The organism is Devosia sp. MC1541 (assembly GCF_012847305.1).
Taxonomy (GTDB): domain Bacteria; phylum Pseudomonadota; class Alphaproteobacteria; order Rhizobiales; family Devosiaceae; genus Devosia.
Genome location: NZ_JABBDZ010000001.1, coordinates 499411 through 522344, shown reverse-complemented (window position 1 = coordinate 522344; position 22934 = coordinate 499411). Strand labels below are relative to the sequence as shown.

The window sequence follows — 22934 nt, the reverse complement described above, 5'->3', positions numbered from 1 at the left end:
AGCTCCGCGCCGATTGAATTTCGAGGGCCACGGCTGTTGCTGTGGCCCTTTTCTTTGGTGAAGCGGGGAGGGGCTTAAACTGCCTTGCCTTCTTCACCTGCTAAAGTGCGAACGAGCTGGATCGCCACGCGGCCCGAGCGAGCGCCACGTGTTGCGGCCCATTCAATGGCGCGTGCACGCAAGGCTTCCGTCCCGATGCTGAGCCCATAGTAGTCGGCATAGCCGGAAACCATGGCGAGATAATTGTCCTGGTCAGAATTGTGGAACCCGAGCCACAAACCGAAACGATCCGACAGAGAGACTTTTTCTTCGACTGCTTCGTTTGGATTGATCGCGCTCGATCGTTCATTTTCGATCATGTCGCGCGGCATGAGATGGCGTCGATTTGAGGTCGCGTAGAAGAGGACGTTTTCTGGCCGCCCTTCAAGACCGCCATCAAGAATGGTCTTGAGCGATTTGTAGCTGGTCTCGCCCTTGTCGAAACTCAGGTCGTCGCAGAAGACGATGAAGCGAGCGGGTTCATTAGCGATAAGGCGCATGAGTTGGGGGAGGGTCTCTAGGTCTTCTCGCGCGATCTCGATCAGGATCAATCGATCGAAACCACTCCGAGATTCGATGTCTGCGTGAATCGACTTCACCAAAGAGCTCTTGCCCATGCCACGCGCGCCCCACAGCAGGGCATTGTTTGCACCGTGTCCACGCGCGAATTGCTCGGTATTGCGCAGCAGAATGTCACGGACTGTGTCGATGCCTCGTAGCATCTCGAGGGGCACTCGGCTGACCTTTGGAACAGCGAGTAGAGTGCCTATCTCGCCCTGCCAATGGTAAGCGTTTTCAGGGCCCAACGCCGGGTTCGGCGTGATGTTGTCGCTATTTGGTAGTTTCTGAGCAATGGCCTCAAGTGCCGCCGCAATTCTGCTCAGATAATCTTCTGTCATCACGAGTCCCGTCCTTGTGTCAGCCCCAATGTTGGGAGCCCTTGATTGGGCTTTGCAATCAGCCAACCCCAATTGTATAGTCCGGCCGATTTTGGCCTGGGCGCAAGTGCGGTTAAGCCCGATAGCGTCCACAGCGCATTCGATCAGCGCATTGCCACCCAATCCTGAGCGTCACAAGAAAAATTAAATGGAGTTTGCTTGATGTTTGTAACCCCTGCCTTTGCACAGGACGGCGGCGTGGCACCAGGAGGCATGGCTGACATTCTCATCCAGCTTATGCCGATTGCTCTGCTCGTTGTAATCTTCTGGTTGCTGATCTTCCGTCCGCAGCAGAAGCGCCTGAAGGCACAGCAGGCCATGCTTTCTGCGATCCGTCGTGGCGACACCGTTGTGACCACTGGTGGTCTGGTCGGTAAGGTTTCCAAGGCTGTCGACGGTGAAGACCTTGAAGTCGAAATCGCGCAGGGCGTGAAGGTCAAGGTTGTTCGTGGCATGATCGCAGACGTTCGTTCGAAGTCTGAACCGGTCAACGACAACAAGCCGGCTTAATCTAGCCGTATCAGCCGGGGCCATCAGGCTCCGGCTTTATCCTTCTCAGGACGTTATTTATGAATCACTCGCCGTTCCGCGTATTCATTATCCTGTTCGTGGCAATCGCTGGCATTCTCATGGCAGCTCCAAACTTCTTGCCCAAGAATGTGCAGGATGCTTTGCCCGACTGGCTCCCAAAACCCGGTCTTGTCCTTGGTTTGGACTTGCAAGGTGGTTCGCACCTTCTGCTTGAGGTCGACCGAAAAGGGATCGTGGATCAGCGCTTGAGTGATGTTCGCCGCGATGCGCGTAACGTCCTCGCGAACCAGAATGGTATCGGCAACCTCATCACAACGGATGCTGATCGCAATGCGATCTTCATCGAATTGACCGATCCGACCCAGAAGGCGCAGGCCGAAACCGCAATTCGCGGGCTTCAGAATACGCTGAGCAACGCTCTCATTGGCGGCGTCGGTGTTGATGAAATGGCCTTTGGCGAAACGCCAGACGGTCGCTTGTCGATTACTCTGACCCCAGATGGCATCACCCAGCGCATGAGCTCGCTGGTTGCTCAGTCCATGGAAGTCATCCGCAGCCGTATCGACGAAATCGGTACGACTGAGCCCACCATTCAGCGCCAGGGTGATACCCGCGTTATGGTGCAGGTGCCAGGCTTCGGCGATTCAACTCGCCTCAAGAACCTCATTTCACAAACCGCGCGCCTGACCTTCCACATGGTCTATCCGGGTCTGTCTGCCGATCAGGCCGAAGTGCAGGGTTTGCCTGCTGGCACCATGATCCTGCCAAGCCAGGATGGTGGTCGTGAGCTGCTTTATGAAGACGTCGCTCTGGGCGGTGAATCGCTCGTTGATGCGCAGCCGTCTTATGACCAGCAGCGCGGCATTCCTGTTGTTTCGTTCAAGTTCGACACCCGCGGCGCGATTTCGTTCGGCGAAATCACCAGCAAGGCTGTCGGTCAGCGCTTCGCTATTGTTCTCGACAATCAGGTCATCACGGCTCCGGTTATTCAGCAGCCGATCACCGGTGGTCAGGGCCAGATCTCGGGCACCTTCACCACGGCAACTGCTAACGATCTCGCAGTTCTGCTGCGCGCGGGCGCTTTGCCTGCAAGCTTGAACGTCATCGAAGAACGTACTGTTGACGCGAGCCTTGGTGCTGACTCGATTCAGGCCGGCTTCACCGCTGGTGTGGTCGCGGCAGTGCTTGTTCTGGCCTTTATGGTCATCGCCTACGGCATCTGGGGCGTGTTTGCGAACGTCTCCCTGATCCTCAACATCATTCTGATCTTTGCCGCGCTCTCTACCCTCGGTGCGACGCTGACGCTGCCCGGTATCGCCGGTATCGTCCTGACCATCGGTATGGCCGTGGACGCGAACGTTCTGATCTATGAACGCATGCGTGAAGAACAGCGTGCCGGCAAGACACCAATTCAGGCGATCAACGCGGGTTTCTCGCGCGCTTGGGGTACGATTATCGACTCGCACCTGACTCAGCTCGTTGCGGCTGTGGTGCTTTACTTCATGGGCTCCGGCCCGATCCAAGGCTTTGCGGTCACGCTTGGTCTCGGCATTATTACTTCGCTCTTCACCTCCTACACCGTGACCTCCTATCAGGTTGGTCTGTGGTTCAAGCTGCGTCGCCCTAAGACGCTCAAGATCCAGCACTTCCGCTTCATTCCGGACGGCACGACCATTCCGTTCATGAAGATATCGAAGTATGTGATTGCCTTCTCGATCATCATGACCGGTGTTTCCATCGGCTCGGCTGTGTTCAAGGGCTTCAACCTCGGCATCGACTTTGTTGGTGGTACTGCGATTGAAATCCAGCACGTCGGAGGCCCAGCAGACGTGGGTCGCGTGCGTGAGTTGACCAGTGACTTGGGACTTGGCGAAATCCAGGTTCAGGGCTTTGGTACGCCGCAGGACGTTCTCGTTCGTGTGCAGGCGCAAGAAGGCGGCCAGTCCGCTGACCAGATCGCTGTTGCCAAGGTCACCGAAGTTCTGGCTGCTGAGAACTATGAGGTACGACGTACTGAGGCAGTGAGTGGTACGGTTTCAGGCGAATTGGCTTGGACCGGAACTATCGCGGTCATCATCGCGCTCGCCTGTATCTTGATCTACATCTGGTTCCGCTTCGAATGGCAATTCGCTATGGCGGCGGTGACCACCACCAGCCACGACTTGATCATGACGATCGGGCTCTTCTCGCTGACCGGATTGGAGTTCAATTTGAGCTCTATCGCGGCGGTGCTGACGCTAGTCGGTCTGTCGCTGAACGAAACTGTGGTGGTCTCGGATCGTATTCGTGAAAACCTCACGAAATACCGCAAGATGCCTCTGCCAGAGCTGATCGACCTGTCGATCAACCAGACCATCGTGCGTACCTCGCTCACCCAGTTCACACTTCTGCTGGCGCTGATTCCGCTGGTTCTCTTTGGCGGTGAATCGCTCCGCAGCTTTGTTATCGCGATGACATTCGGCTCTATCGTCGGCATGTACTCGTCGGTCATCGTTAACGGTCCAATTCTCATCAACTTCGGCTTGAAGCAGAAAACTGATGAGCAGCTGGCCGCAGAAGACGCTGAGAAGAAGCGCAATGCTGATGGTGCTGCCGTTTAATCGGTGCACTGCTTTAAACATCTGAAAAGCTGTGATAGCCCCGACCTATTGGCCGGGGCTATTTTTTGCTCCATTTGGATCGGCGAACTGAAAGCACTCTATGACCAGCTCATCGCCCACAGGTTTCTATCCCCAACGCGTTGGCATTGATGCCTATGGCAATGGTGGATTTCGCTTTGCCGATATGTCCCACAAAGGCTCGCTGCTGTGCTTGCCCAGTGGCATGTACGCATGGGAGATCGCTGAGGCGCAGGAGTTGACGTTAGAGTCTTTGCAGCCGGTCCTTGACCACGCCGACGAGATTGAGGTTCTTCTCATCGGACTGGGTGAAAAGGTTGCCGCCATTGACCTTGCCATTCGGACTGCATTACGGGCGCGTGGCATTATCGTAGAAGCGACGCAGACTGGTGGGGCAGTGCGGACCTATAATGTGTTGCTCGCCGAAGACCGTCAGGTTGCAGGCGCTTTCATTGCTGTCGAGAACGCCCGATGACTGCCACGTCCTTCGATCACGCGGCAGACCTGCTCCGCACAGCCGACCCCGATCGCTACCTCTCCACACTTGTGCTGCCCGCAAAGGCTCGCCCCTATATCGCTGCGCTTTATGCGTTCAATGCCGATGTCGCGGGTATTCGGGATCGTGTCTCTGGCCCCGCTCCCGGCGAAGTGCGGCTTCAATGGTGGAGCGACGCTCTCACAGGCGAAGGGCATGGTGAAGTTCGGCAAAATCCCATAGCCGATGCGCTTCTGCAGACGATCGAAAAATTCAACCTTCCAACGGGCACTTTCCTCCGTCTTATTGGTGCGCGTCGGTTCGATCTTTACGACGATCCAATGCCGGATCTCGAGACATTTGAGGGCTATGCCGGGGAGACGGCATCAACTCTGCTCCAGCTCTCGGCAATGGTGCTCAATGAGGGCAACTCGGTCGAGACAGGGGACGCCGCTGGGCATTTGGGCGTCGCACAAGCTCTGATCGGTCACATGCGGGCTCTCGGCTACGTATCCGCACAAGGCCGGATCATGCTGCCCTGGAGCCTTTTGCAGGCCAATGGCGTGCAAGAGACTGAGCTCTTCCGTGGGCAAAACTCTGAAGGCCTCCACGCTGCGTTCAGCCAGCTTGGCGAGATCGCGTCAGAACATTTGGTCAAGGCGCGAGACGCTATTGCGCTTCTGCCCGCGTCGCTTCGTCCTGCGTTCGCAATCGTGACTCTCCTCGAGAAGCAACTGGCGCAAGTGATTGAAAATACGAATGCCTTTGCTGTGGCTAGTGATAGCGCAGCGTGGCAGAAGATTGCCAAATTGACCTATTGGTCGTTGCGCAACCGCTCGTAAGTGGTCGCGACGAATTCTCCAACAAAGCGGGCCGCAAGCGTTTCGCCACTGAAAAGCTGCGCGCTGACTGTGATCCGGCCGCGGCCACGCTTGGCGAGCATCGTAGCGGTGCGCTCCCACGGGCCATCGTCGATGGCGCTATGCGCCGATATGGCTTCACGCGCAGGCGCGATATACTCCATTTGCGATGTATGGATGACGAGCTCTGTCTCAAACTGATCGCGCTCTAACCGCAAATGCACAGCGCTCCATGCGGCGAGGAGGCAGAGGGTAGCCCCGCTGCCGCCAAACAATGTGCCATGCATATTGATATTGGGCAGCAGCGGAGCCACTAAAACGACATTTGAAGCGCTGGCACGCACTGCACTCACCTCCATGGCCCGCGACAGCGGGATCGTGGTGTGCAGATATTGCGTCAGCGCCTCGGGCGTCATGCCCAGGACTTGAGGTCTTCAAGCGCGCGGCTGGTGATCGCGCGACGCTTGGCGATGGTTTTGTCTGGACCGCGCCAGCGGGTCACGCCCTCTGGCTTGGTGATGGTGACTTCAGGAAACAGACCAAAATTGACGTTCATCGGCTGGAAGCTCCGAGCGCCTGAATAGCTTTCTGCTTCAAGGTGGCCCCCGGTGATGTGGCCAATAAGAGCGCCGAGAGCTGTCGTGGCTGGCGGTAGGCCCATCGTGCCACCAAGAGCTTCGGCAGCGGTGAGACGTCCAGTGATCAGGCCGCAAGCGGCGCTTTCCACATAACCTTCAACGCCGGTGACCTGACCCGCAAAACGAATGCGCGGATCGTTCTTGAGCTTGAGATCGCCTTGCAGAACCTTCGGGGAGTTGATGAAGGTGTTGCGGTGCAGACCGCCCAGGCGTGCGAACTGTGCGTTCTCGAGGCCTGGGATCATGCGGAAGATTTCCGCCTGAATGCCATAACGCATCTTGGTCTGGAAGCCGACCATGTTCCACAGCGAGCCCAGCGCATTGTCCTGACGCAACTGGACGATGGCATATGGCTTAACGGTTGGGTTGCGTGGGTTGGTCAGGCCAACTGGCTTCATTGGACCGTGGCGCAGGGTTTCAACGCCACGTTCTGCCATCACTTCAATCGGCAGGCAGCCGTCGAAATAGGGGACCTTTTCCCAATCCTTGAATTCGTGCAGCGGCGCCGTCTTCAGCGCTTCCACGAAGGCAAAATACTGATCCTTATCCATCGGCAGGTTCAGGTAGTCAGCACCAGTTCCGCCTGGGCCGGCCTTGTCGTAACGCGACTGCTTCCACGCGATGTCGTGATTGATGCTGTCGTAGTGCACGATCGGGGCGATCGCGTCAAAAAACGCGAGGGCGTCTTCGCCCGTCTTCTCGAGGATGGCTTCTGCCATCGCGGGCGAGGTGAGGGGCCCCGTCGCAATAATGACGTGCTCCCAGCTCGGATCTGGCCAGCCGCCGACTTCTTCGCGCGCGATTGTGATGTTCGGATGGTTTTCGATCGCACGTGTGACTTCTGCGGAGAAGGCGTGGCGGTCAACGGCGAGCGCGCCGCCTGCCGGGAGCTTGTGCAGGTCCGCAGCGCGCATGATCAGCGAGTTGCAGCGACGCATCTCTTCATGCAGCAGGCCAACCGCGTTCTGCTCATGATCGTCTGAGCGGAAACTGTTCGAGCACACGAGCTCGGCGAAGCTATCTGTGCTGTGAGCGTCGGTTTCTTTGACGCCACGCATTTCGTGGAGAATGACGGTTACGCCAGCTTCAGCTGCCTGCCAGGCAGCTTCAGAACCAGCAAGGCCCCCGCCGATGATGTGGATGGTTTTGTTTGACATGATGAGCCAAATACCAAGCCCGTCATGCCGCTGCAACTCGCCTTATAGCGAGCGCCCCTCATGAGGGCCTTCTTTGCGCTTTTCGATGATCTTTTGCGAGAAGACTTGGAGGTCATCGCGGGGCGGACGGGCGTTTGCGCCCTAACCGGAGACCGCGGACGCGGATAGAGAACAAGATCCAAAAAGAAAACGCCCGCGTCTCAGAGAGAGGCGGGCGTTCGGTTTGGGTCGACGTATGCTGCAGGCTTAGAGCGTGTTTGCATGATCGCGAGCTACGCGAGTGATATCGGTACGCGAAATGCCAAGGTCGTTGAGCTGACGGTTGTCGAGCGAAGCGAGTTCACGAACGGTCTGCTGATAAGCGGCCCACTTCTTAAAGGTCTTACGGATGTCCATCGGATGTCTCCTGTTGTTTACGTGATCATATTTAGTGCGTGGCGTAAAAATGAGCAGTCTGGATTTACTCAGATTAGCTATGCACTTTTTGCAAGGCGGCGAGTGACGGAGGCGAGGCTCAAAATCCAGAATGACTGTGCGGCCGCTTTAGCGATCGAACAGCGATTTCGTCATTTGCATGAAGTCGGGTGGGCAAATGCCGATTATGCCAGGTTCGCGACTGATGCGAACAATGCTAGGAAGTTGACTAGGCTTAGGTTCTAGTGCGCGAACCGAGCGCCAGACTGTGCGGACGAACATGGGGGGTACACCCAAGGTTTCGTGGACTCGTCGTCCCAATACATAAGCGATCCTGTGAGCCTTGCTCAGGGGCGTGTGGTCAGATGACGCATGCGCTGCATGCATGGCATTTTCATCATCTTGTCACGAACACAAATTCCTCTCCGGAAATCTCCCTGTTGCGATGTAAAACCTTTTTATTAACCATAATTCCGCTTGCCCCTAGGGGGGCGAACACAGACACTCCGGCCGAGTTCAGCGAGGTGATATCCAGTGCGGCAAGGCGCCCATGTCATTGTTGTCGGTAATGAGAAGGGTGGGTCGGGCAAGTCGACCACAGCATTTCATATCGCCATACTGCTTCTGCATCAGGGATTTAAGGTTGCGACGCTCGACGTCGACAGCCGACAGCAGACCTTTACGCACTATGTCCGCAACCGCCGTGAATGGGCGCGCTTAAACGAGCAAGTCATTCCGCACCCCACTCACTATCACCTGCCTTTGTCGCGGGGCGATTCTCTGCGTGAAAATCATCGGATCGAATTCGATCTCTTCACTCAGGCAATTGGTGAGGTCGAAGACACGGCAGATTTCATTATTATCGACACGCCAGGCTTCGACACTAACCTGACGCGGCTCGCCCATTCATTGGCCGACACTTTAGTGTCTCCAGTCAATGATAGCCTTATCGACTTGGCTGTTATGGCACAGGTTGACCCTGTGACGGGGGAACCGCGTGAGCTCAGCCACTATGCAAGATTGGTTCAGCGCGCGCGCTCTGAACGTCTGGCGATTGACGGGCGGAACATTGATTGGGTGCTCGTTCGAAATCGCATCTCGATGCTCTCCTCGCGTAATATGCGTCAGGTGCAGACAATGCTGGACCGAATTGCTGAGCGTCTGGGGTGCCGGGTTGCCGATGGCATTGCCGAGCGTGTGATCTTCCGCTCGCTCTTTGCTAGCGGCATGACAGTTTTTGATCCGCTGAGCGAAGAGTTGTTGGGTGGCATGCCATCTGCTTCACATACGAGTGCTCGGCAGGAATACCGCACGCTCGTCAATGCCTTGAACCTGCCGCTGTCTCAGCGCGCGGTACAGCGTATGGAATTGTTGGCAGCCGAGGCTCCAGAGACGATCCGTTTTGAAGAAACCGTGCGAGACGACGCTTAGCCTTGCGCGTAAGCAGCCTTGCGCGGTTCCTGCGTGGCGACAACATTTTCGCGCGCGTCATAGGTGGCGCGGGCGTCAATAATGGCCTCATGGTTTTCAGCCGACCAATCCCATAGCGCGCTGATGGGCCCCTGTAATGTCTTGCCCAATTGCGTGAGGCTGTACTCTACGCGTGGGGGGACTTCAGGATAGATAGTGCGTGTCACGAGCCCGTCGCGCTCCAGATTGCGTAGGGTTAGCGTCAACATGCGCTGCGATACGCCGTTGATCATGCGCTTGAGTTCGTTGAACCGCAGAGTGCCATTACGCCCCAGCATGCCGACGACCATGACGCTCCACTTGTCGCCAATGCGATTGAGCACGTCCGACATGGCAGAGCAATTTGAGTGCAGCGATGTGTCTGTGAGCGACATGGGACACCTATTTGAGAACTAAGGCACAGAATATATGCGAGGTTACTACTTGTGACTAGCCCCCGTCGCAAATGCGAGGGGCTGGTCAAACTCTCGCCGTTTCCTTGAGATTGATGCTCCTGCCTGATAGTAGGTGTGCTTCCTGATATCGTGCCGTCGGAGTGTTCCTGACTTGTCTTTCGCTCAGCGCATAGCTTTGATCTTTTTCATGATTGCAGCCAGTATTTTGCCTGTTCAGGCAACACCGCTGTTGGTTGTCGATCGATCCAATTTGTCAGTGCTGTATGCGCAAGATGCCGGTCAGCCTTGGCATCCGGCTTCGCTCACCAAACTCATGACGGCCTACGTGGTTTTCGAAGAGCTGGCGCTTGGAACAATTACTCTTGATACCCCTGTCCGGATATCAAAAGGGGCGGTCGCCCTCGCGCCGAGCAAGTCAGGCCTGGCCGTCGATAGCTCTGTTACGATGCGAGACGCGCTCTATTTGCTGATAGTCCGCTCTGCCAATGACGTTGCCTATGCCATCGCCGAAACCATTGCGGGCACAGAAGCCAATTTCGCGGTGAAGATGAATGACGTTGCACGTCGCATGGGGATGACGGGGACTAATTTCGTCAATTCCCACGGTCTGCATGTTGTCGGCCAGGTTTCCACGGCGCGCGACCTAGCAATTCTGTCTCTCTACATCGAGCAAGCCTATCCGCAGTACATGCCCATATTCCAGACGGGCACTGTGCGCCTGAACAAGGCCGTGTATGAGGCCAACAACGCGCTTTTAAAGGGGTTTTCCGGCACCAACGGCATGAAGACAGGGTACACCTGTGCTGCGGGGCTGAACGTCGTTGCGACAGTCGACCGTAATGGTCGCCGCCTCTTAGCTGTTGTTCTCGGTGGTTCCTCAGCACGCGAGCGCAATGAGCGGGCCGCCGAGCTATTCACCAATGCCCTGTCGGGTCGTTATCAAGGGAGTGGCCAGTCGCTGCTCAGCCTCGTGAACTCGGGTGGAGCAGCCCAAGACATGCGGCCATTGGTGTGCGGCGCTGGGGCGCCAGAGTATATCAAGGCGCGCGAAGCTGAGTTCCCTATGGGCCTTAAAGGCCAGCCAAGCTATCTCAACGATGAGATTCCATTGCGCGAATATACGGTTGTGGATTTGGGCCGCACACGGTCCGTCGCGTTTCCGCGTCCACGCCCGGCGCATGTTTCGCGTTTCGCGGCGCCAGCGGTAGCCGCCACCTCGACGGCTCCGATTGTAGCGGAACGAGCAGTATCCCTGCCAATACCGCGTCCCGCGGACCTCTAGCCCGCCGAGCCAATCCGGACGGTGAGAGAGATAACCTCTCCGTTCGTTTGCACGTCGCAATGATGTCCATTCTGACGGCAGAACAGCGGGATATCGATTTTTGCCATAGCGTCCGTCGCGAGGATGAGGAGCTGATCGCCCCCATTCGCAGTTGCGGCGGCCTTTTCCAGCTTCAAGACGGGAAGGGGGCATTTCAGCCCCCTTGCATCAATGGTCAGGACGTTAGTTTCCAAGAACAAGCACCCAGTGAATGCCATAGGCGGAGTTCGGGTTGAACGCGACGCCGATACCAGCCTTTGAGGCGTTTGCGGCGAGGGCGACGGCATCCGCAGGGTTGTTGCGCCAGCCTGAGAAGGTCTCAGCGAATGTCGCATAGCCTGCGCTCAGCTTCATTTGGACAAGCCCACCCGGCATGCTCGGCGCGACGCCGGTCTGAGCGTACTGATTGGCCAGCGCCTGTGCGGAGCCATTGAGGCCAGCATCAGCGACCAGCGGAGGCATGTTTTGGTTGGCGCGATAGGCGTTTACGAGCCCAATGGCCTGCTGTGAGTCGAGGCGTGCATTGGGCACGTCCATCCGTGCGGTCAGAGCAGGTTGGAGGCCTGCGGGAGAAGATCCGCCACCACCACCAAATGAAACGCACCCGGCTATGAGCAACGTCATCGACCCCATGAGTGCAAAGCGGGCCAAACTTCTGTTATTCGACATATCTTTCCTTCTGGCGCGCCGCGGTCCATAAGAGGAGCGAGACTTCGTCCATATATCTATATTAGCTCAGTTGGTTGGCCGTTAAAAACCGGCACTATGACGATTTTCATTAGATATTGGCCACCTTGGTGTTCCTTGTGCACTGAGAGCTGGCAAACAAGGCAGCATTGTGGGGGAGGTTGCACTGACTGTGAGTCTGTCTAAATCCGTACAAGAAGTGCGTGCCACGTCAGTGTCCGTGATTTTCCTCGTGTTGTGCCTCGCCGCTTTCGTTGGGGTCTTCACCTATTTTCTCGCAAATGTCGCTGCGCAAACCAAAATTCAGCTCGAAGATGACGCCGCTTCTACAACGCAAGTGGTCGCGACCAATGGGCTTTGGATGAACCAGCTGGCAATTCAAACTTTGCGCCGGATGGATTCACTCATCGAGGATAGTCCTCTGTCTGTAGATGCCGAGGCATTTGGCAAGATTATGGAGGACCGTCCGCCGGAACTCATCGTTAGTCTTATCGATGCCGATGCCAACCTCTTGTTCAGTAGCGCGCGATTTATGCCCGGCGTAAATCTGCGTGAGCGTGACTATTTTCAGTCGATACGCAGCGGAGCAGCGTTTGCGACTTCAGCCAAGGTCGTGATGCAACCGAGGGGACGCGAAGGCTTTGTATTTGCTAAGAGATTGACGCGCAACAATGTCTTTGTTGGTGCGGTTGCAGTCGCTTACCCGAACAGTGTTCTTGAATCTTTCGTGCGTGACGTTGAGCTGGAGGCTGGGGCGTCCATCAGCCTCTTTCGGCGTGACGGGCGGCTTATGGCGCGCTATCCACATACCAATGTGCCTGATCTCGTGGGCGACGTTCTGTTCACCGAACACCTTGAACGAGGTGACAGCGGGACATTTTTTGCCGATCGCTCACCCTCGGACGGCCAGCCAAAAATTATCGGCTATCGCGCGATACAGGGAACCGACATGGTCGCCGTGGTCGCAATCCCTACGGAAGGCGCGTGGGGACGATATCGGGCGGAACTGATGTCCATCTTGGTCATCGTAGCCCCCATTTGCGTTGCGCTGATTATCGTCGGTCTGTGGATATGGCGGCTTTTGCGTCGTGACGCTGCCCACGCTGAAGAGCTCGAGACGGCGAATGAAACCAACATGATGTTGTTTCGCGAAATCCATCACCGCGTCAAAAATAACCTCCAGTCTGTTCAGTCCCTTATCCGGCTTCAGGATATCCCTGAAGCGGCCAAGCTCGATTTGCAAAGTCGCTTGGGCGCGATGGCGGCCATGCATGAACATATCTACCGCCGTGATGAGTATGAGGACATTGACGCTCACGACATTGTCCCGGTGGTTATCAATGAAGTGGTTCGTGCCTACGGCAAGCCGGTGGAAATCATCTACGAACTGGATAGGTGTTATGTGGATCGCGACCACATCACGCCCCTGTCACTACTGCTCAGTGAAGTTGTGACCAATGCGCTGAAATACGCTTTCCCTGATGGGCGGGAAGGGCGTATCCGCATCATTATGAATGACTTTTACAACGGGCGATGCCAGCTCATCGTCGCTGATAATGGGGTCGGTATGCCGAAAAATGGCGTGCCCAGCACCAGCATGGGCCTCCGCCTCATTCGGGGCGTGGTCGCGCAGATGGGCGGCACTTATGAGTATTTGCCCAGTGCCGGTACGCGATTTGAAGCGAATATCGCCCTGAGTGCAGTCGGCCACCACGCAGAGCATCGTTAAACTGGCAAATTCGCACTTGCGCCACCGGCCGAGGTCCGGCAAAGCGTAAGTGGAATAGATTGGTCAGGTTATGCTGAAGCGCTTCTTTGCTTACTATGCTCCCTATAAGGGATTGTTTATATTAGACTTTGGATGCGCCGTGCTCGCTGGATTGCTTGAGCTGGCTTTCCCTGTCGCTGTCTCCAAATTTGTCGACGAGTTATTGCCGCAGGGAGATTACAACCTGATCCTCCTTGCGGGGATAACTTTGCTCGTCATCTACTGCTTTGGCGCCGTTCTTAAAGCCGTCGTGAACTATTTTGGTCACGTGCTGGGTGTCTCTATCGAGACCGATATGCGCAGGCAGGTGTTCGATCACTTGCAGAAGCTGAGCTTCCGCTTCTTCGATAATCATAAGACCGGCCACCTAATTACGCACGTTACCAAGGACTTGGAAGACGTGGGTGAGGTTGCGCACCACGGCCCCGAAGATGTGTTCATCGCCATCATGACCTTCATTGGCGCGTTCATTTTGATGTTCCTGACCAATTGGAAATTGGCTGTGATCACCGTGGTGCTCGTGCCGGTGCTGAGCTGGTTGGTCGCGACCCAGGGCAAGAAAATGACCCGCAACTGGCGTGAGCTGTTCCGCCAAGTGGGGGATTTCAATACCCGTGTCGAAGACGCCATTGGGGGCGTCCGAGTGGTCAAGGCCTTCGCCAATGAGGAGCACGAGGCAAAGCTCTTTGCCGGCAACAATCAGGCCTATCGGTCCACCAAACTGCGCGCCTATGCGATTATGACCACCAGTCAGGTCGTAACCTATCTCTCGACCCGAGTGGTCCAGCTGATGGTCATGCTGGTGGGGGCTTGGCTCGTTACTCTGGGCGAGTTGAGCTATGGCGGCTTTGTCAGCTTCTTGCTTTTGGTAACGGTCTTTATGCGCCCAATCGACCAGATCGCAGGCGTTTTGGAGAGTTATCCCAAAGGCATAGCGGGCTTCACGCGATTTACCAAACTGCTCGATACGGCACCAGATATTGCCGATAAGCCCGATGCCGTAACCGTATCGCACCTGCGTGGCGACATTCGTTTTAACGATGTGAGCTTTGCGTATGAAAGCGGCCGAACGATTTTGGCCAATATCAATCTCGACATCAAAGCAGGCGAAACGCTCGCCATTGTTGGACCGTCGGGCGCTGGGAAAACAACGCTTTGCGCGCTCCTGCCGCGTTTCTACGAGATCAATTCCGGCTCCATCTCCGTGGATGGGATCGATATTCGTGACATGAGGCAAACCAGTCTGCGCGAGCAAATTGGCATCGTGCAGCAGGACGTCTTCCTCTTCGGTGGCACCTTGCGCGATAATATCGCCTATGGCCGCCTTAGCGCGACAGACGAGGAGATCATGGAAGCGGCGCGTCGGGCGCGGCTTGAAGCTGTCATTGCGCGCATGCCCAATGGGCTCGATACTATGGTCGGCGAACGCGGAGTGAAACTCTCCGGGGGCCAAAAGCAACGTGTAGCAATTGCTCGTATCTTCTTGAAAAACCCACCGATTTTGGTTCTCGACGAAGCGACATCGGCACTCGATACGGCTACCGAATTGGCGATCCAGCGCTCGTTGGCGGAGCTCGCTGTTGGCCGCACTTCGTTGATCATCGCGCATCGCCTTGCCACTATTCAGCACGCGGACCGGATTGTCGTCGTCGACGAAACCGGCATTGTGGAGCAGGGGCCGCACGCAGAGCTCTTGAACTTGGGTGGGGCCTATGCGCGGTTGCACCGGGCCCAGTTTGGCGAGTTGAATTAGCATGCTTGAAACAAAGGGCTTCTAATGGCGTCGCTATCGATGACAAGCCAAAAATTGGCGCAAGGGGAAGCGAAACGCCCCGGTGTTGTCGATAGCAATCGCTCGCGTCTTTTGGGGCTAATTGTCTGTTTCTGCATCCTTATTTTCGCGGTGATGCTCAGTCTTGCTATTGGCGCGCGCTATATCCCTGTTGTCACTGTGGTCGACGCTCTGTTTGCCTATAACGATAGCGACGATCACGCCATTATCGCCGGGTTGCGCGCACCGAGGACAATTATGGGCGTGCTGGTGGGGATAGCGCTTGGCCTGTCTGGTGCATTGATCCAAGCGTTGACGCGTAACCCATTGGCCGATCCTGGTATTTTGGGCATCAACGCAGGAGCGGCATTCTTCGTCGTTATCGGCATCGGCTTCTTCGGGATAAGCGGCATTGGCGGCTATGTCTGGTTTGCACTGGCAGGGGCCATTAGCGCGACAGTGATCGTTTACGTCATAGGCTCTGCTGGTCGGGGCGGGGCAACGCCCTTGCGATTGACCTTATCAGGCGTGGCCTTGGGCGCGGTTCTGGGCGGCGTCACGTCGGGGATATCGCTGCTCGATCCAAGCACTTTTGACCGCATGCGTCAGTGGAGCGCGGGCTCACTCGTGACCACGGGTTACGAAGCACTATCAACGGTTTGGCCGTTCTTTCTGGTAGGCTTCGGGCTTGCGCTGTTTGTGGCGCGTCCGCTCAATGCTGTGGCATTGGGCAATGATTTGGCGGCCGCTTTAGGCGCGAATTTGTGGCGCACGAGAACCTTGGTGGTTATCGCAACGACGCTTCTTGCCGGGGCTTCAACGGCCGCGGTTGGACCCATCGGCTTTGTGGGATTGATGGTTCCGCATGTGGCACGCTGGTACGTAGGTCCTGACCAGCGTTGGATTTTTTCGTACACGGCGGTATTGGCGCCGATCCTGCTTTTGGTATCCGATATTGTCGGGCGCGTGGTGTTGGCGCCGGGTGAGCTCCAAGTTGGCATAGTGCTGGCATTTATGGGCGCCCCAGTGGTCATTTTCTTGGCCCGAAGGGGCAAGGTGAGCGGATTATGAAAACGCTCGCGAGTGGTCGGCGGACTGTGGTTTTGCGATCGCGGCGCTGGCCGTTCTCTCAGCGCATAGATGTGCAGTCGTGGCTGGTCATTGGCGGGCTTTTCGCCGTTGCTGGGTTCCTCACAATCGTCTCGCTGGCTTCCGGCGATTTTGCGGTGAGCTTTCCCGATGTGATTGGCGCACTCCTCGGTCAGGCAGACGGTCGGACCCATATGGTTGTGGTCGAATGGCGTCTGCCGAGGGTCCTGCTGGCGCTGATCCTCGGCGCGGCATTGGGCATGGCGGGAGCCATCTTTCAGTCGCTGACGCGAAACCCGCTCGGCAGTCCAGACATCATTGGGTTTGACGCGGGAAGCTATACGGGCGCGCTTATCGTCATCACGCTGCTTGGCGGGGGCTATATGGCGGTCGCCGGTGGAGCGCTCGTTGGAGGGCTCGTGACGGCGCTGCTGGTTTATCTCCTCGCGTATCGTCGCGGCGTGCAGGGGTTTAGACTGATCATCGTCGGTATCGGCGTTTCGGCCATGCTGAACTCGCTCAACACCTGGATGCTACTGCGGGCTAAGGTTGAAGTGGCAATGATGGCGTCGGTGTGGGGGGCAGGGAGCCTCAATGGCATGACGCTCGAGCGTCTGAGCTATGCTGGCGTGATCCTGCTTGTTCTCATTCCGGCTGCACTGCTGCTCAGTCGCCCTTTGGCGCAGCTGGAGTTGGGCGATGATGCGGCGCGCGGTCTCGGTGTCAATGCCGAGAAAAGCAGGGTTCTCTTATTGGTGGTGGGCGTTGGCCTTACGGCTGTGGTCACAGCGACGGCTGGGCCGATTGGGTTTGTGGCTCTGGTCGCGCCGCAATTGGCGCGGCGGCTGACGGGAGACGCTGGCGTTGCCTTGCTGCCGGCGGCGGCAATGGGTGGGGTATTGCTATTGGCAGCGGATTTCATCGCCCAACGCGCCTTTGCGCCGACGCAACTGCCTGTGGGCATAGTTACAGTGAGCTTGGGCGGCATCTATTTCGCCTGGCTCCTTATTCGTGAGGCGCGGCGCTGATGACGGACGAGAAAAGCTACCCGGTGCGGCTCGCCGCTAAGAGCGCCACTTTTGGCTATGAGCAGCGGATCATCTCGCGCGAGTTGTCCGTCGCAATTCCGGACAAGTCTTTTACGGTGATTGTCGGAGCGAATGCGTGCGGGAAATCGACCCTCTTGCGGGCGCTTTCGAGATTGATCAAGCCCAGGGAAGGTCAGGTGATCCTCGATGGTCAGTCGATCCACTCTCTGCCCGCCAAGGAAGTGGCACGGCGCTTGGGCCTTCTGCCGCAAAGCTCGATTGCACCCGATGGCATTCGGGTGGCCGATCTGATCGCGCGGGGACGATACCCGCATCAAAAGCTGTTCCAGCAATGGTCAGAGGCTGATGAGGCGGCCGTATTGGAGGCCATGGACGCGACCAAGGTGACCGAGCTTTCCGATCGCCTGGTGGACGAGCTGTCCGGTGGTCAGCGCCAACGCGTGTGGGTGGCCATGGTTCTAGCTCAACAGACGCCAATTCTGTTGCTTGATGAGCCGACCACTTTCCTCGATATCACGCATCAGATCGAGCTGATGGAGCTGATGAGTGACCTCAATTCAAAGAATGGTCAGACCGTGGTCGCGGTCTTGCACGACCTCAATCATGCCTGCCGCTATGCCAGCCACATCATTGCGATGCGAGACGGGCAAGTGGTGGCCGAAGGCAGGCCATCTGACATCATCACGGCGGAATTGGTTGAGGCCGTGTTCGGCCTGCCGTGCCTGATTATAGACGATCCGGTGTCCCACACGCCGCTGGTTATTCCTAAAGGCTTTTCAGGGCGCTACGCTGAATAACGAAAAAGCCGCCAGAGGATTCTGGCGACTTCTTGATTCAAAACTTTAATTGCGATCAGCCCTGTTCAAGCCACTTCACCTGTTCTGGCGAAAGCTTGATGTCAAAGGCTTGCAGGCTATCGTCGAGTTCGAGCACGCGACGTGGTCCGATGAGCGGTATGCTCGGGAACTCTTGGGTGAGCACATAGGCGAGTGCAACGTGGATCGGGGACTTTCCGAGTTCCTTTGCCAGTTGCAGGGCGCGGTCACGGCGACCAAAATTCTGGTCATTGTACCAAACGCGGACCAGCTCCTCGTTGTAGGTCTTGTCGCGACCTGCGAGGTCGGTAAAGAAGCCGCGCGCTTGGCTTGACCATGAGAAGTTGGCGACCTGACGGTCAGTCAACCACTGCTTATAAGCGGGTGTCGACGAGGTGACGCAACCGTCCCAGATCGGATCGAGCATTTCTGCAAGGGCAAAATTGTTCGACAGCGCCTGTGGCTTGGTCTTGCCGGTGCGTTCGGCATAAGCAATTGCTTCGTCCATACGCTCCTTGGTCCAGTTTGAGCCGCCGAACGGACCACGAATGCGACCGGCCTTCACCTCAGCGTCCATAGCGTCGACGAATTCGCCCACTGGGACATCGAGATTGTCGCGGTGCATGAAGTAGATATCGACATAGTCGGTCTGGAGGCGATCCAGCGACTGGGTCAGCTGCTTGCCGATCACGTCCGGATAGCAGAGCGGGGAGTGCGCACCCTTGCCGATGAGCACAGCCTGTTCGCGGGTGCCGCGGCTGGTGTGCCATTCGCCAAAGAGCTTTTCGGTGTAGCCGCCGCCGTAGACGAAGGCGGTGTCAAAGAGATTGCCGCCACGCTCCCAAAACGCATCAAGCAGAATGGCGCCAGATGCGAAGGTTTTAAAATCTTCAAAGCCGAGCGCAACCGCGGAAGCCTGCTTGGAGAGGCCCGGAATGGAGCGCTTGGGAATGATGCCAGTGTTGGCACCAAGCTTGCGGTTGTCGAGCGTGGTGAGGCGGGTCTTGGATTTTTCAATCGAGAACTCGATGCCCGCGTCTGCGCGCCACTTATCGAGAACACGCAGATTGCCAAGGGTGTCATTCCAGCTCATGCCGGGTTCGGCAAATTCCTGACGACCTTCGAGGATCGCCTTGGAGGCCGCGTCGGCTTCAAAGGAATAGACGTGACGGGATTCGTTGACCGAAACGCTCTCGGTCTTGCCGCCCTTCACGATCTCGATCTTGCCAAGACCCTGATCGCGATTGCCGCCAGCGAACCAGAAGTCTGGCACGTCAATGCGGCCTTGCGAGCCGTGGATATGCAGGACGTTGTCGAGATTGGCCATAACGGCGCAAGAAACCTGCGCGACGATGCCATTGCCGAAGGTGAGGATTGCTGCGGCGGTATCGTCGGTGCCTTCAGCGTTGAGCGCAGCCGTGCCCGAGACCTTTACCGGATCGGCGAAGGGCTTGCCGTCCACCGCGCCAGCGAGCAAGCGGGCCATGGAAACGGGGTAGCAGCCCACGTCCATAATGCCACCACCGGCCAACTTGGACGCGAACAGGCGGTGCTCGGGCTGGAAGGAGCCCATGTTGAAGCCGAAGCTCGACTGGATCATGCGGACTTCGCCGATGACGCCGGACTTCACCAGTTCAATGATTTTCGTTGTCTGTGGATGCAGGCGATACATGAACGCTTCGCCAGCAAAAGTGTCAGCCTTGCGGTGAGCATGGAAGACGGCATCGGCCTCATGCGCGCTCAAGGCGAATGGCTTTTCCACGAGCACATGCTTGCCCGCCTCGGCAGCCTTGATGGCCCATTCGGCGTGGCCGGTGTGCGGCACGGCGATATAGACCGCGTCAATGTCGGCATCAGCCAGCAGAGCGTCGTAGCCATGCACAACGCGGATGCCGGGGAAGTCGGTGGCGAGGGAGGCGCGGCTTGGATCGCGGGTTGCGATGGCCGCGAGTTCTCCATGCTCGCTATCGAGCAGGCCGCCGCGGAAGGCCTTGGCAATGCTGCCTGGCCCGATGATGCCCCAGCGGATTTTCGTCTTCGTCATAGTCTAAGGTCCTTGGTATGGGACGACACAGCACCGGTCGTCCAAATCTATGTGGCGACTTGGGTCAGCGGATACGCTGGCCGTTGGCGGCAAAAAGGTAAGCCTTGCTCGGATCGATCCCGACGGTGATGCTGGTCGCGCCAACGTCGCTGCGGGCTTCTTCGCGTTCAATGATGATGGGTTCGCCATGCGAATGCGCGTAGACAAAGCTGGTCGAGCCCAGATGTTCGGCAACGTCGATGGCGAAGGTCAGCGATGGTCCCTCTGCCGGGGCGGTGATGAAATGCTCAGGGCGCACGCCGAGCGTGACTTTTTCGCCCTTCTTCGCATTCTGGACCGGCAGGGTGACCGCAACGCCACCATGATCGGCAAGGCGCACGGTAGCTGATTGAGCGCTGGCTTCGATAACTTCAGCAGCGAAAAAGTTCATCTTCGGGGAGCCGATGAAGCCGGCGACGAACTGATTGTCTGGGTCATCATAAAGATCGAGCGGACGCCCGACCTGCTCAATCCGACCATCACGCAACACCACGATCTTATCGGCCAAAGTCATGGCCTCCACCTGATCGTGGGTCACGTAGATAATGGTGGTCTGGAGCTCTTTGTGTAGGCGCGCAATCTCGATGCGCATATGCACACGCAGCTCGGCGTCGAGGTTGGAAAGCGGCTCGTCAAAGAGGAACACTTCCGGCTGACGCACGATGGCGCGACCGATAGCGACGCGCTGACGCTGACCACCGGACAGTTCCTTGGGCAGACGGTCCATCAGGGGATCGAGCGCAAGGATTTTAGCGGCAGCATCAACCTGCCGCCGGATTTCGTCCTTGGGGACTTTGGCGAAACGCAGGGCAAAGCCCATATTCTCGCGCACCGTCATGTGCGGATAGAGAGCATAGGTCTGGAACACCATGGCGATGCCCCGCTTGGACGGATCAACATCGTTCATCCGTTTGCCGCCGATGGTGAGATCACCAGAGGAGATGTGTTCCAATCCGGCGATCATCCGAAGAAGGGTTGATTTCCCGCAGCCCGAGGGGCCGACGAAAACGACGAACTCTTTGGACGTGATGTCCAGATTAACGCCCTTGATGACCTCTAAGGCGCCGTAGGATTTGCGGAGTTCTCTGAGATTGAGGCTGCTCATTTGATGTTCCTCACTTTACGGCGCCGAGCATGCCCTGAACGAACTGGCGTTGCAGGACAAAGAAGATGACGAGGGTTGGCAGCGTGGCCAAAACGGTTGTCAGGAGGATCACCCCATAGTCGGGCGTATACGCTGCGGTGAGCGTCGACAGGACGAGGGTGATGGTTTTGTTCTCATTGGTCTGCAGCACGATCAGCGGCCACAGATAGTTGTTCCACGCGCCCATGAAGACGATGATGGTGGCTGCCGCATAGGTGGAGCGCATGGTCGGCAGATAGACGAAAAGGAAGATTTGCCATTCCTTTAGGCCGTCCACACGGGCCGCATCGCGCAACTCGCTGGGGAAAGCCTTCGTCGCCTGACGGAAGTAGAAGATGATGAAAATCGAGGCGATGCTGGGCAGGATCACAGCGGTGAAACTATTGCTCAGCTGCGCCCGCGATATCATCACGAACAGCGGAACCATCAACGCCGCAAAGGGGATCGACAGAAACAGCAGGAGCAGCTGGAAAATGCGCTCGCGGACACGGGAGCGGAAGATCTCAAAGCCGTAACCCGCCATGGACGAAACGGCCAAGGTGAGAACGGTGGAGACAATGGCAATGTAGAAGGAATTGCCAAAGACCCGCACGAGATCGACCTGAGCCATCAGATTGGCGAAGTTCTCGAACAGGCTGGTGCCAACGCTGAGCCTACCGGTGACGATATCGCTCGACTTGTTGGTGGCGCCAACCACCATCCAGAAGAAGGGGAAGACCGATAGGAAGGCGGCAAAGGCCAGCAGAGCATAGGTCGCCGTGCGCTTGATCAGATAGCTGCTCATGATGCCCTCCGGCGATCGCGTGCAATGAAGAACTGCATGATGCTGAGCACCGCCACAATCAGAACGATCACCCACGAAACCAGGGCCGAATAGCCAAAGCTTGGCATCATGCGGAAGGTGAGGTTGTAGATGTAGAGCGACAGGGTCATCGTGCCATTGCCCGGGCCGCCCTGGGTAATGTTGTTGACCTCGTCAAACAGCTGCAGCGTGCCGATGGTGGACAGAATGGTGGTGAACAGGATCACCGGCTTGAGCATAGGAACGGTGATCCTCCAGAAGCGCGCCCACGCGGGCACACCATCAATGCGCGCAGCTTCATAAATCGACTTGTCGATGTTCTGGAGCGCAGCGAGATAGAAGATCATATTGTAGCCGGTCCACCGCCAGGTGATGGCGGAGATGATGACGATCTTGGCCCAGAAAGGGTCGGTCAGCCACGGGATTGGCGCGCCGATGATATGCAAGCCCATGAGCGCCTGATTGATGACGCCATCAGTCGAGAACATCGATTTGAAAAGGCTCGAATAGGCGATCAGCGAGGTGACGCAAGGCAGGAACAGAAGAGTTCTGAAGAGCCCGCGGAAGCGCAGCGATGGATCGTTCAGCGCCACTGCAAACAGCAGGGCCAAAACGATCATGATCGGCACTTGGATGATGAAGAAGATGATGGTGTTGGTCAGCGCCTGAACGAGCAAGGCGTCATTGGCCAAACGCTGGATATTGGCGAAGCCGCCAAATGAGAAGCTGTTGCCACGCCCGACCTGAAAGCTCATCCAGAGCGACCAGATAATGGGGTAGATCATAAACAGGCCAAGCAGGACCAATGCGGGCATGACAAATGCCCAGCCATTGAACTGCTCATTACGGTCCAAACGCGCTTGCGCCATG

The 22934-nt window shown here is 57.1% G+C and carries 22 protein-coding genes; 11 read left to right on the top strand and 11 right to left on the bottom strand.

Annotated features, from left to right (window positions below; genetic code table 11):
- Positions 1 to 74: 74 nt before the first annotated feature.
- Positions 75 to 938 (bottom strand): ATP-binding protein, encoded by an 864-nt coding sequence (locus tag HKD40_RS02385; RefSeq protein WP_169194108.1) that lies wholly within the window; start codon positions 936 to 938, stop codon positions 75 to 77.
- A 201-nt stretch (positions 939 to 1139) separates the two neighbouring features.
- On the opposite strand from HKD40_RS02385, the gene yajC reads away from it, so the two are divergent.
- The 4 genes from yajC to HKD40_RS02365 all read left to right on the top strand — a co-directional run bounded on the left by yajC (position 1140) and on the right by HKD40_RS02365 (position 5443).
- Complete coding sequence (yajC, locus tag HKD40_RS02380) at positions 1140 to 1487, top strand: preprotein translocase subunit YajC (protein ID WP_169194107.1); 348 nt, start codon at positions 1140 to 1142, stop codon at positions 1485 to 1487.
- A 59-nt stretch (positions 1488 to 1546) separates the two neighbouring features.
- Entirely contained in the window at positions 1547 to 4108 is a 2562-nt protein-coding gene (gene secD / locus HKD40_RS02375) for a protein translocase subunit SecD (protein ID WP_169194106.1), read from the top strand.
- A 100-nt stretch (positions 4109 to 4208) separates the two neighbouring features.
- Complete coding sequence (locus tag HKD40_RS02370; RefSeq protein WP_169194105.1) at positions 4209 to 4601, top strand: MTH938/NDUFAF3 family protein; 393 nt, start codon at positions 4209 to 4211, stop codon at positions 4599 to 4601.
- Entirely contained in the window at positions 4598 to 5443 is an 846-nt protein-coding gene (locus HKD40_RS02365; RefSeq protein WP_169194104.1) for a phytoene/squalene synthase family protein, read from the top strand. Before HKD40_RS02370 ends, HKD40_RS02365 begins: the two co-directional genes overlap by 4 nt.
- Here HKD40_RS02365 and HKD40_RS02360 read toward each other — a convergent pair.
- The 3 genes from HKD40_RS02360 to HKD40_RS02350 all read right to left on the bottom strand — a co-directional run bounded on the left by HKD40_RS02360 (position 5416) and on the right by HKD40_RS02350 (position 7652).
- A complete protein-coding gene (locus HKD40_RS02360; protein ID WP_169194103.1) occupies positions 5416 to 5877 on the bottom strand; it encodes a YiiD C-terminal domain-containing protein in 462 nt (153 codons plus the stop codon). The genes HKD40_RS02365 and HKD40_RS02360 overlap by 28 nt on opposite strands.
- Complete coding sequence (gene trmFO, locus HKD40_RS02355) at positions 5874 to 7256, bottom strand: methylenetetrahydrofolate--tRNA-(uracil(54)-C(5))-methyltransferase (FADH(2)-oxidizing) TrmFO (protein ID WP_169194102.1); 1383 nt, start codon at positions 7254 to 7256, stop codon at positions 5874 to 5876. Before trmFO ends, HKD40_RS02360 begins: the two co-directional genes overlap by 4 nt.
- Before the next feature lie 246 nt (positions 7257 to 7502).
- Positions 7503 to 7652, bottom strand: coding sequence for a DUF1127 domain-containing protein (locus tag HKD40_RS02350; RefSeq protein WP_169194101.1), 150 nt, complete (start codon positions 7650 to 7652; stop codon positions 7503 to 7505).
- A gap of 552 nt (positions 7653 to 8204) precedes the next feature.
- Between HKD40_RS02350 and HKD40_RS02345 the strand changes: the two genes are divergently transcribed.
- Positions 8205 to 9101: a division plane positioning ATPase MipZ gene (locus tag HKD40_RS02345; protein ID WP_169194100.1), complete on the top strand. Its 897-nt coding sequence runs from the start codon at positions 8205 to 8207 to the stop codon at positions 9099 to 9101.
- Here HKD40_RS02345 and HKD40_RS02340 read toward each other — a convergent pair.
- Positions 9098 to 9514, bottom strand: a complete 417-nt coding sequence (locus HKD40_RS02340) for a helix-turn-helix domain-containing protein (protein ID WP_169194099.1) — start codon at positions 9512 to 9514, stop codon at positions 9098 to 9100. The genes HKD40_RS02345 and HKD40_RS02340 overlap by 4 nt on opposite strands.
- 208 nt (positions 9515 to 9722) lie before the next feature.
- Here HKD40_RS02340 and HKD40_RS02335 point away from each other — a divergent pair, with 208 nt between their 5' ends.
- The gene (locus tag HKD40_RS02335; protein ID WP_169194098.1) at positions 9723 to 10817 is read left to right on the top strand and encodes a D-alanyl-D-alanine carboxypeptidase family protein; all 1095 of its coding nucleotides are present in this window, start codon (positions 9723 to 9725) and stop codon (positions 10815 to 10817) included.
- Here the strand turns inward: HKD40_RS02335 and HKD40_RS02330 are convergent.
- Positions 10814 to 11074 (bottom strand): sulfurtransferase TusA family protein, encoded by a 261-nt coding sequence (locus HKD40_RS02330; RefSeq protein WP_169194097.1) that lies wholly within the window; start codon positions 11072 to 11074, stop codon positions 10814 to 10816. The genes HKD40_RS02335 and HKD40_RS02330 overlap by 4 nt on opposite strands.
- A complete protein-coding gene (locus tag HKD40_RS02325) occupies positions 11040 to 11525 on the bottom strand; it encodes a CAP domain-containing protein (RefSeq protein WP_169194096.1) in 486 nt (161 codons plus the stop codon). Before HKD40_RS02325 ends, HKD40_RS02330 begins: the two co-directional genes overlap by 35 nt.
- A gap of 190 nt (positions 11526 to 11715) precedes the next feature.
- Here HKD40_RS02325 and HKD40_RS02320 point away from each other — a divergent pair, with 190 nt between their 5' ends.
- The 5 genes from HKD40_RS02320 to HKD40_RS02300 all read left to right on the top strand — a co-directional run bounded on the left by HKD40_RS02320 (position 11716) and on the right by HKD40_RS02300 (position 18017).
- Complete coding sequence (locus HKD40_RS02320) at positions 11716 to 13272, top strand: histidine kinase dimerization/phosphoacceptor domain -containing protein (RefSeq protein WP_169194095.1); 1557 nt, start codon at positions 11716 to 11718, stop codon at positions 13270 to 13272.
- 70 nt (positions 13273 to 13342) lie between these two features.
- Positions 13343 to 15064, top strand: a complete 1722-nt coding sequence (locus HKD40_RS02315; RefSeq protein ID WP_169194094.1) for an ABC transporter ATP-binding protein — start codon at positions 13343 to 13345, stop codon at positions 15062 to 15064.
- 24 nt (positions 15065 to 15088) lie between these two features.
- Entirely contained in the window at positions 15089 to 16153 is a 1065-nt protein-coding gene (locus HKD40_RS02310) for an iron chelate uptake ABC transporter family permease subunit (RefSeq protein ID WP_169194093.1), read from the top strand.
- On the top strand, positions 16150 to 17199 hold the full coding sequence (locus tag HKD40_RS02305; RefSeq protein WP_169194092.1) for an iron chelate uptake ABC transporter family permease subunit: 1050 nt from the start codon (positions 16150 to 16152) through the stop codon (positions 17197 to 17199). Before HKD40_RS02310 ends, HKD40_RS02305 begins: the two co-directional genes overlap by 4 nt.
- Positions 17199 to 18017 carry an ABC transporter ATP-binding protein gene (locus HKD40_RS02300; RefSeq protein ID WP_169194091.1) on the top strand — a complete coding sequence of 273 codons (819 nt, stop codon included), beginning with the start codon at positions 17199 to 17201 and terminating at the stop codon, positions 18015 to 18017. Before HKD40_RS02305 ends, HKD40_RS02300 begins: the two co-directional genes overlap by 1 nt.
- Before the next feature lie 55 nt (positions 18018 to 18072).
- Here the strand turns inward: HKD40_RS02300 and HKD40_RS02295 are convergent, their stop codons facing one another.
- The 4 genes from HKD40_RS02295 to HKD40_RS02280 all read right to left on the bottom strand — a co-directional run bounded on the left by HKD40_RS02295 (position 18073) and on the right by HKD40_RS02280 (position 22933).
- Positions 18073 to 20079, bottom strand: a complete 2007-nt coding sequence (locus HKD40_RS02295; RefSeq protein ID WP_169194090.1) for an aldo/keto reductase — start codon at positions 20077 to 20079, stop codon at positions 18073 to 18075.
- Positions 20080 to 20143: 64 nt separating this feature from the next.
- The gene (gene ugpC / locus HKD40_RS02290; protein WP_169194089.1) at positions 20144 to 21223 is read right to left on the bottom strand and encodes a sn-glycerol-3-phosphate ABC transporter ATP-binding protein UgpC; all 1080 of its coding nucleotides are present in this window, start codon (positions 21221 to 21223) and stop codon (positions 20144 to 20146) included.
- A gap of 10 nt (positions 21224 to 21233) precedes the next feature.
- Complete coding sequence (locus HKD40_RS02285) at positions 21234 to 22046, bottom strand: carbohydrate ABC transporter permease (protein WP_169194088.1); 813 nt, start codon at positions 22044 to 22046, stop codon at positions 21234 to 21236.
- On the bottom strand, positions 22043 to 22933 hold the full coding sequence (locus tag HKD40_RS02280) for a sugar ABC transporter permease (RefSeq protein ID WP_169194087.1): 891 nt from the start codon (positions 22931 to 22933) through the stop codon (positions 22043 to 22045). Before HKD40_RS02280 ends, HKD40_RS02285 begins: the two co-directional genes overlap by 4 nt.
- Position 22934: the final 1 nt, after the last annotated feature.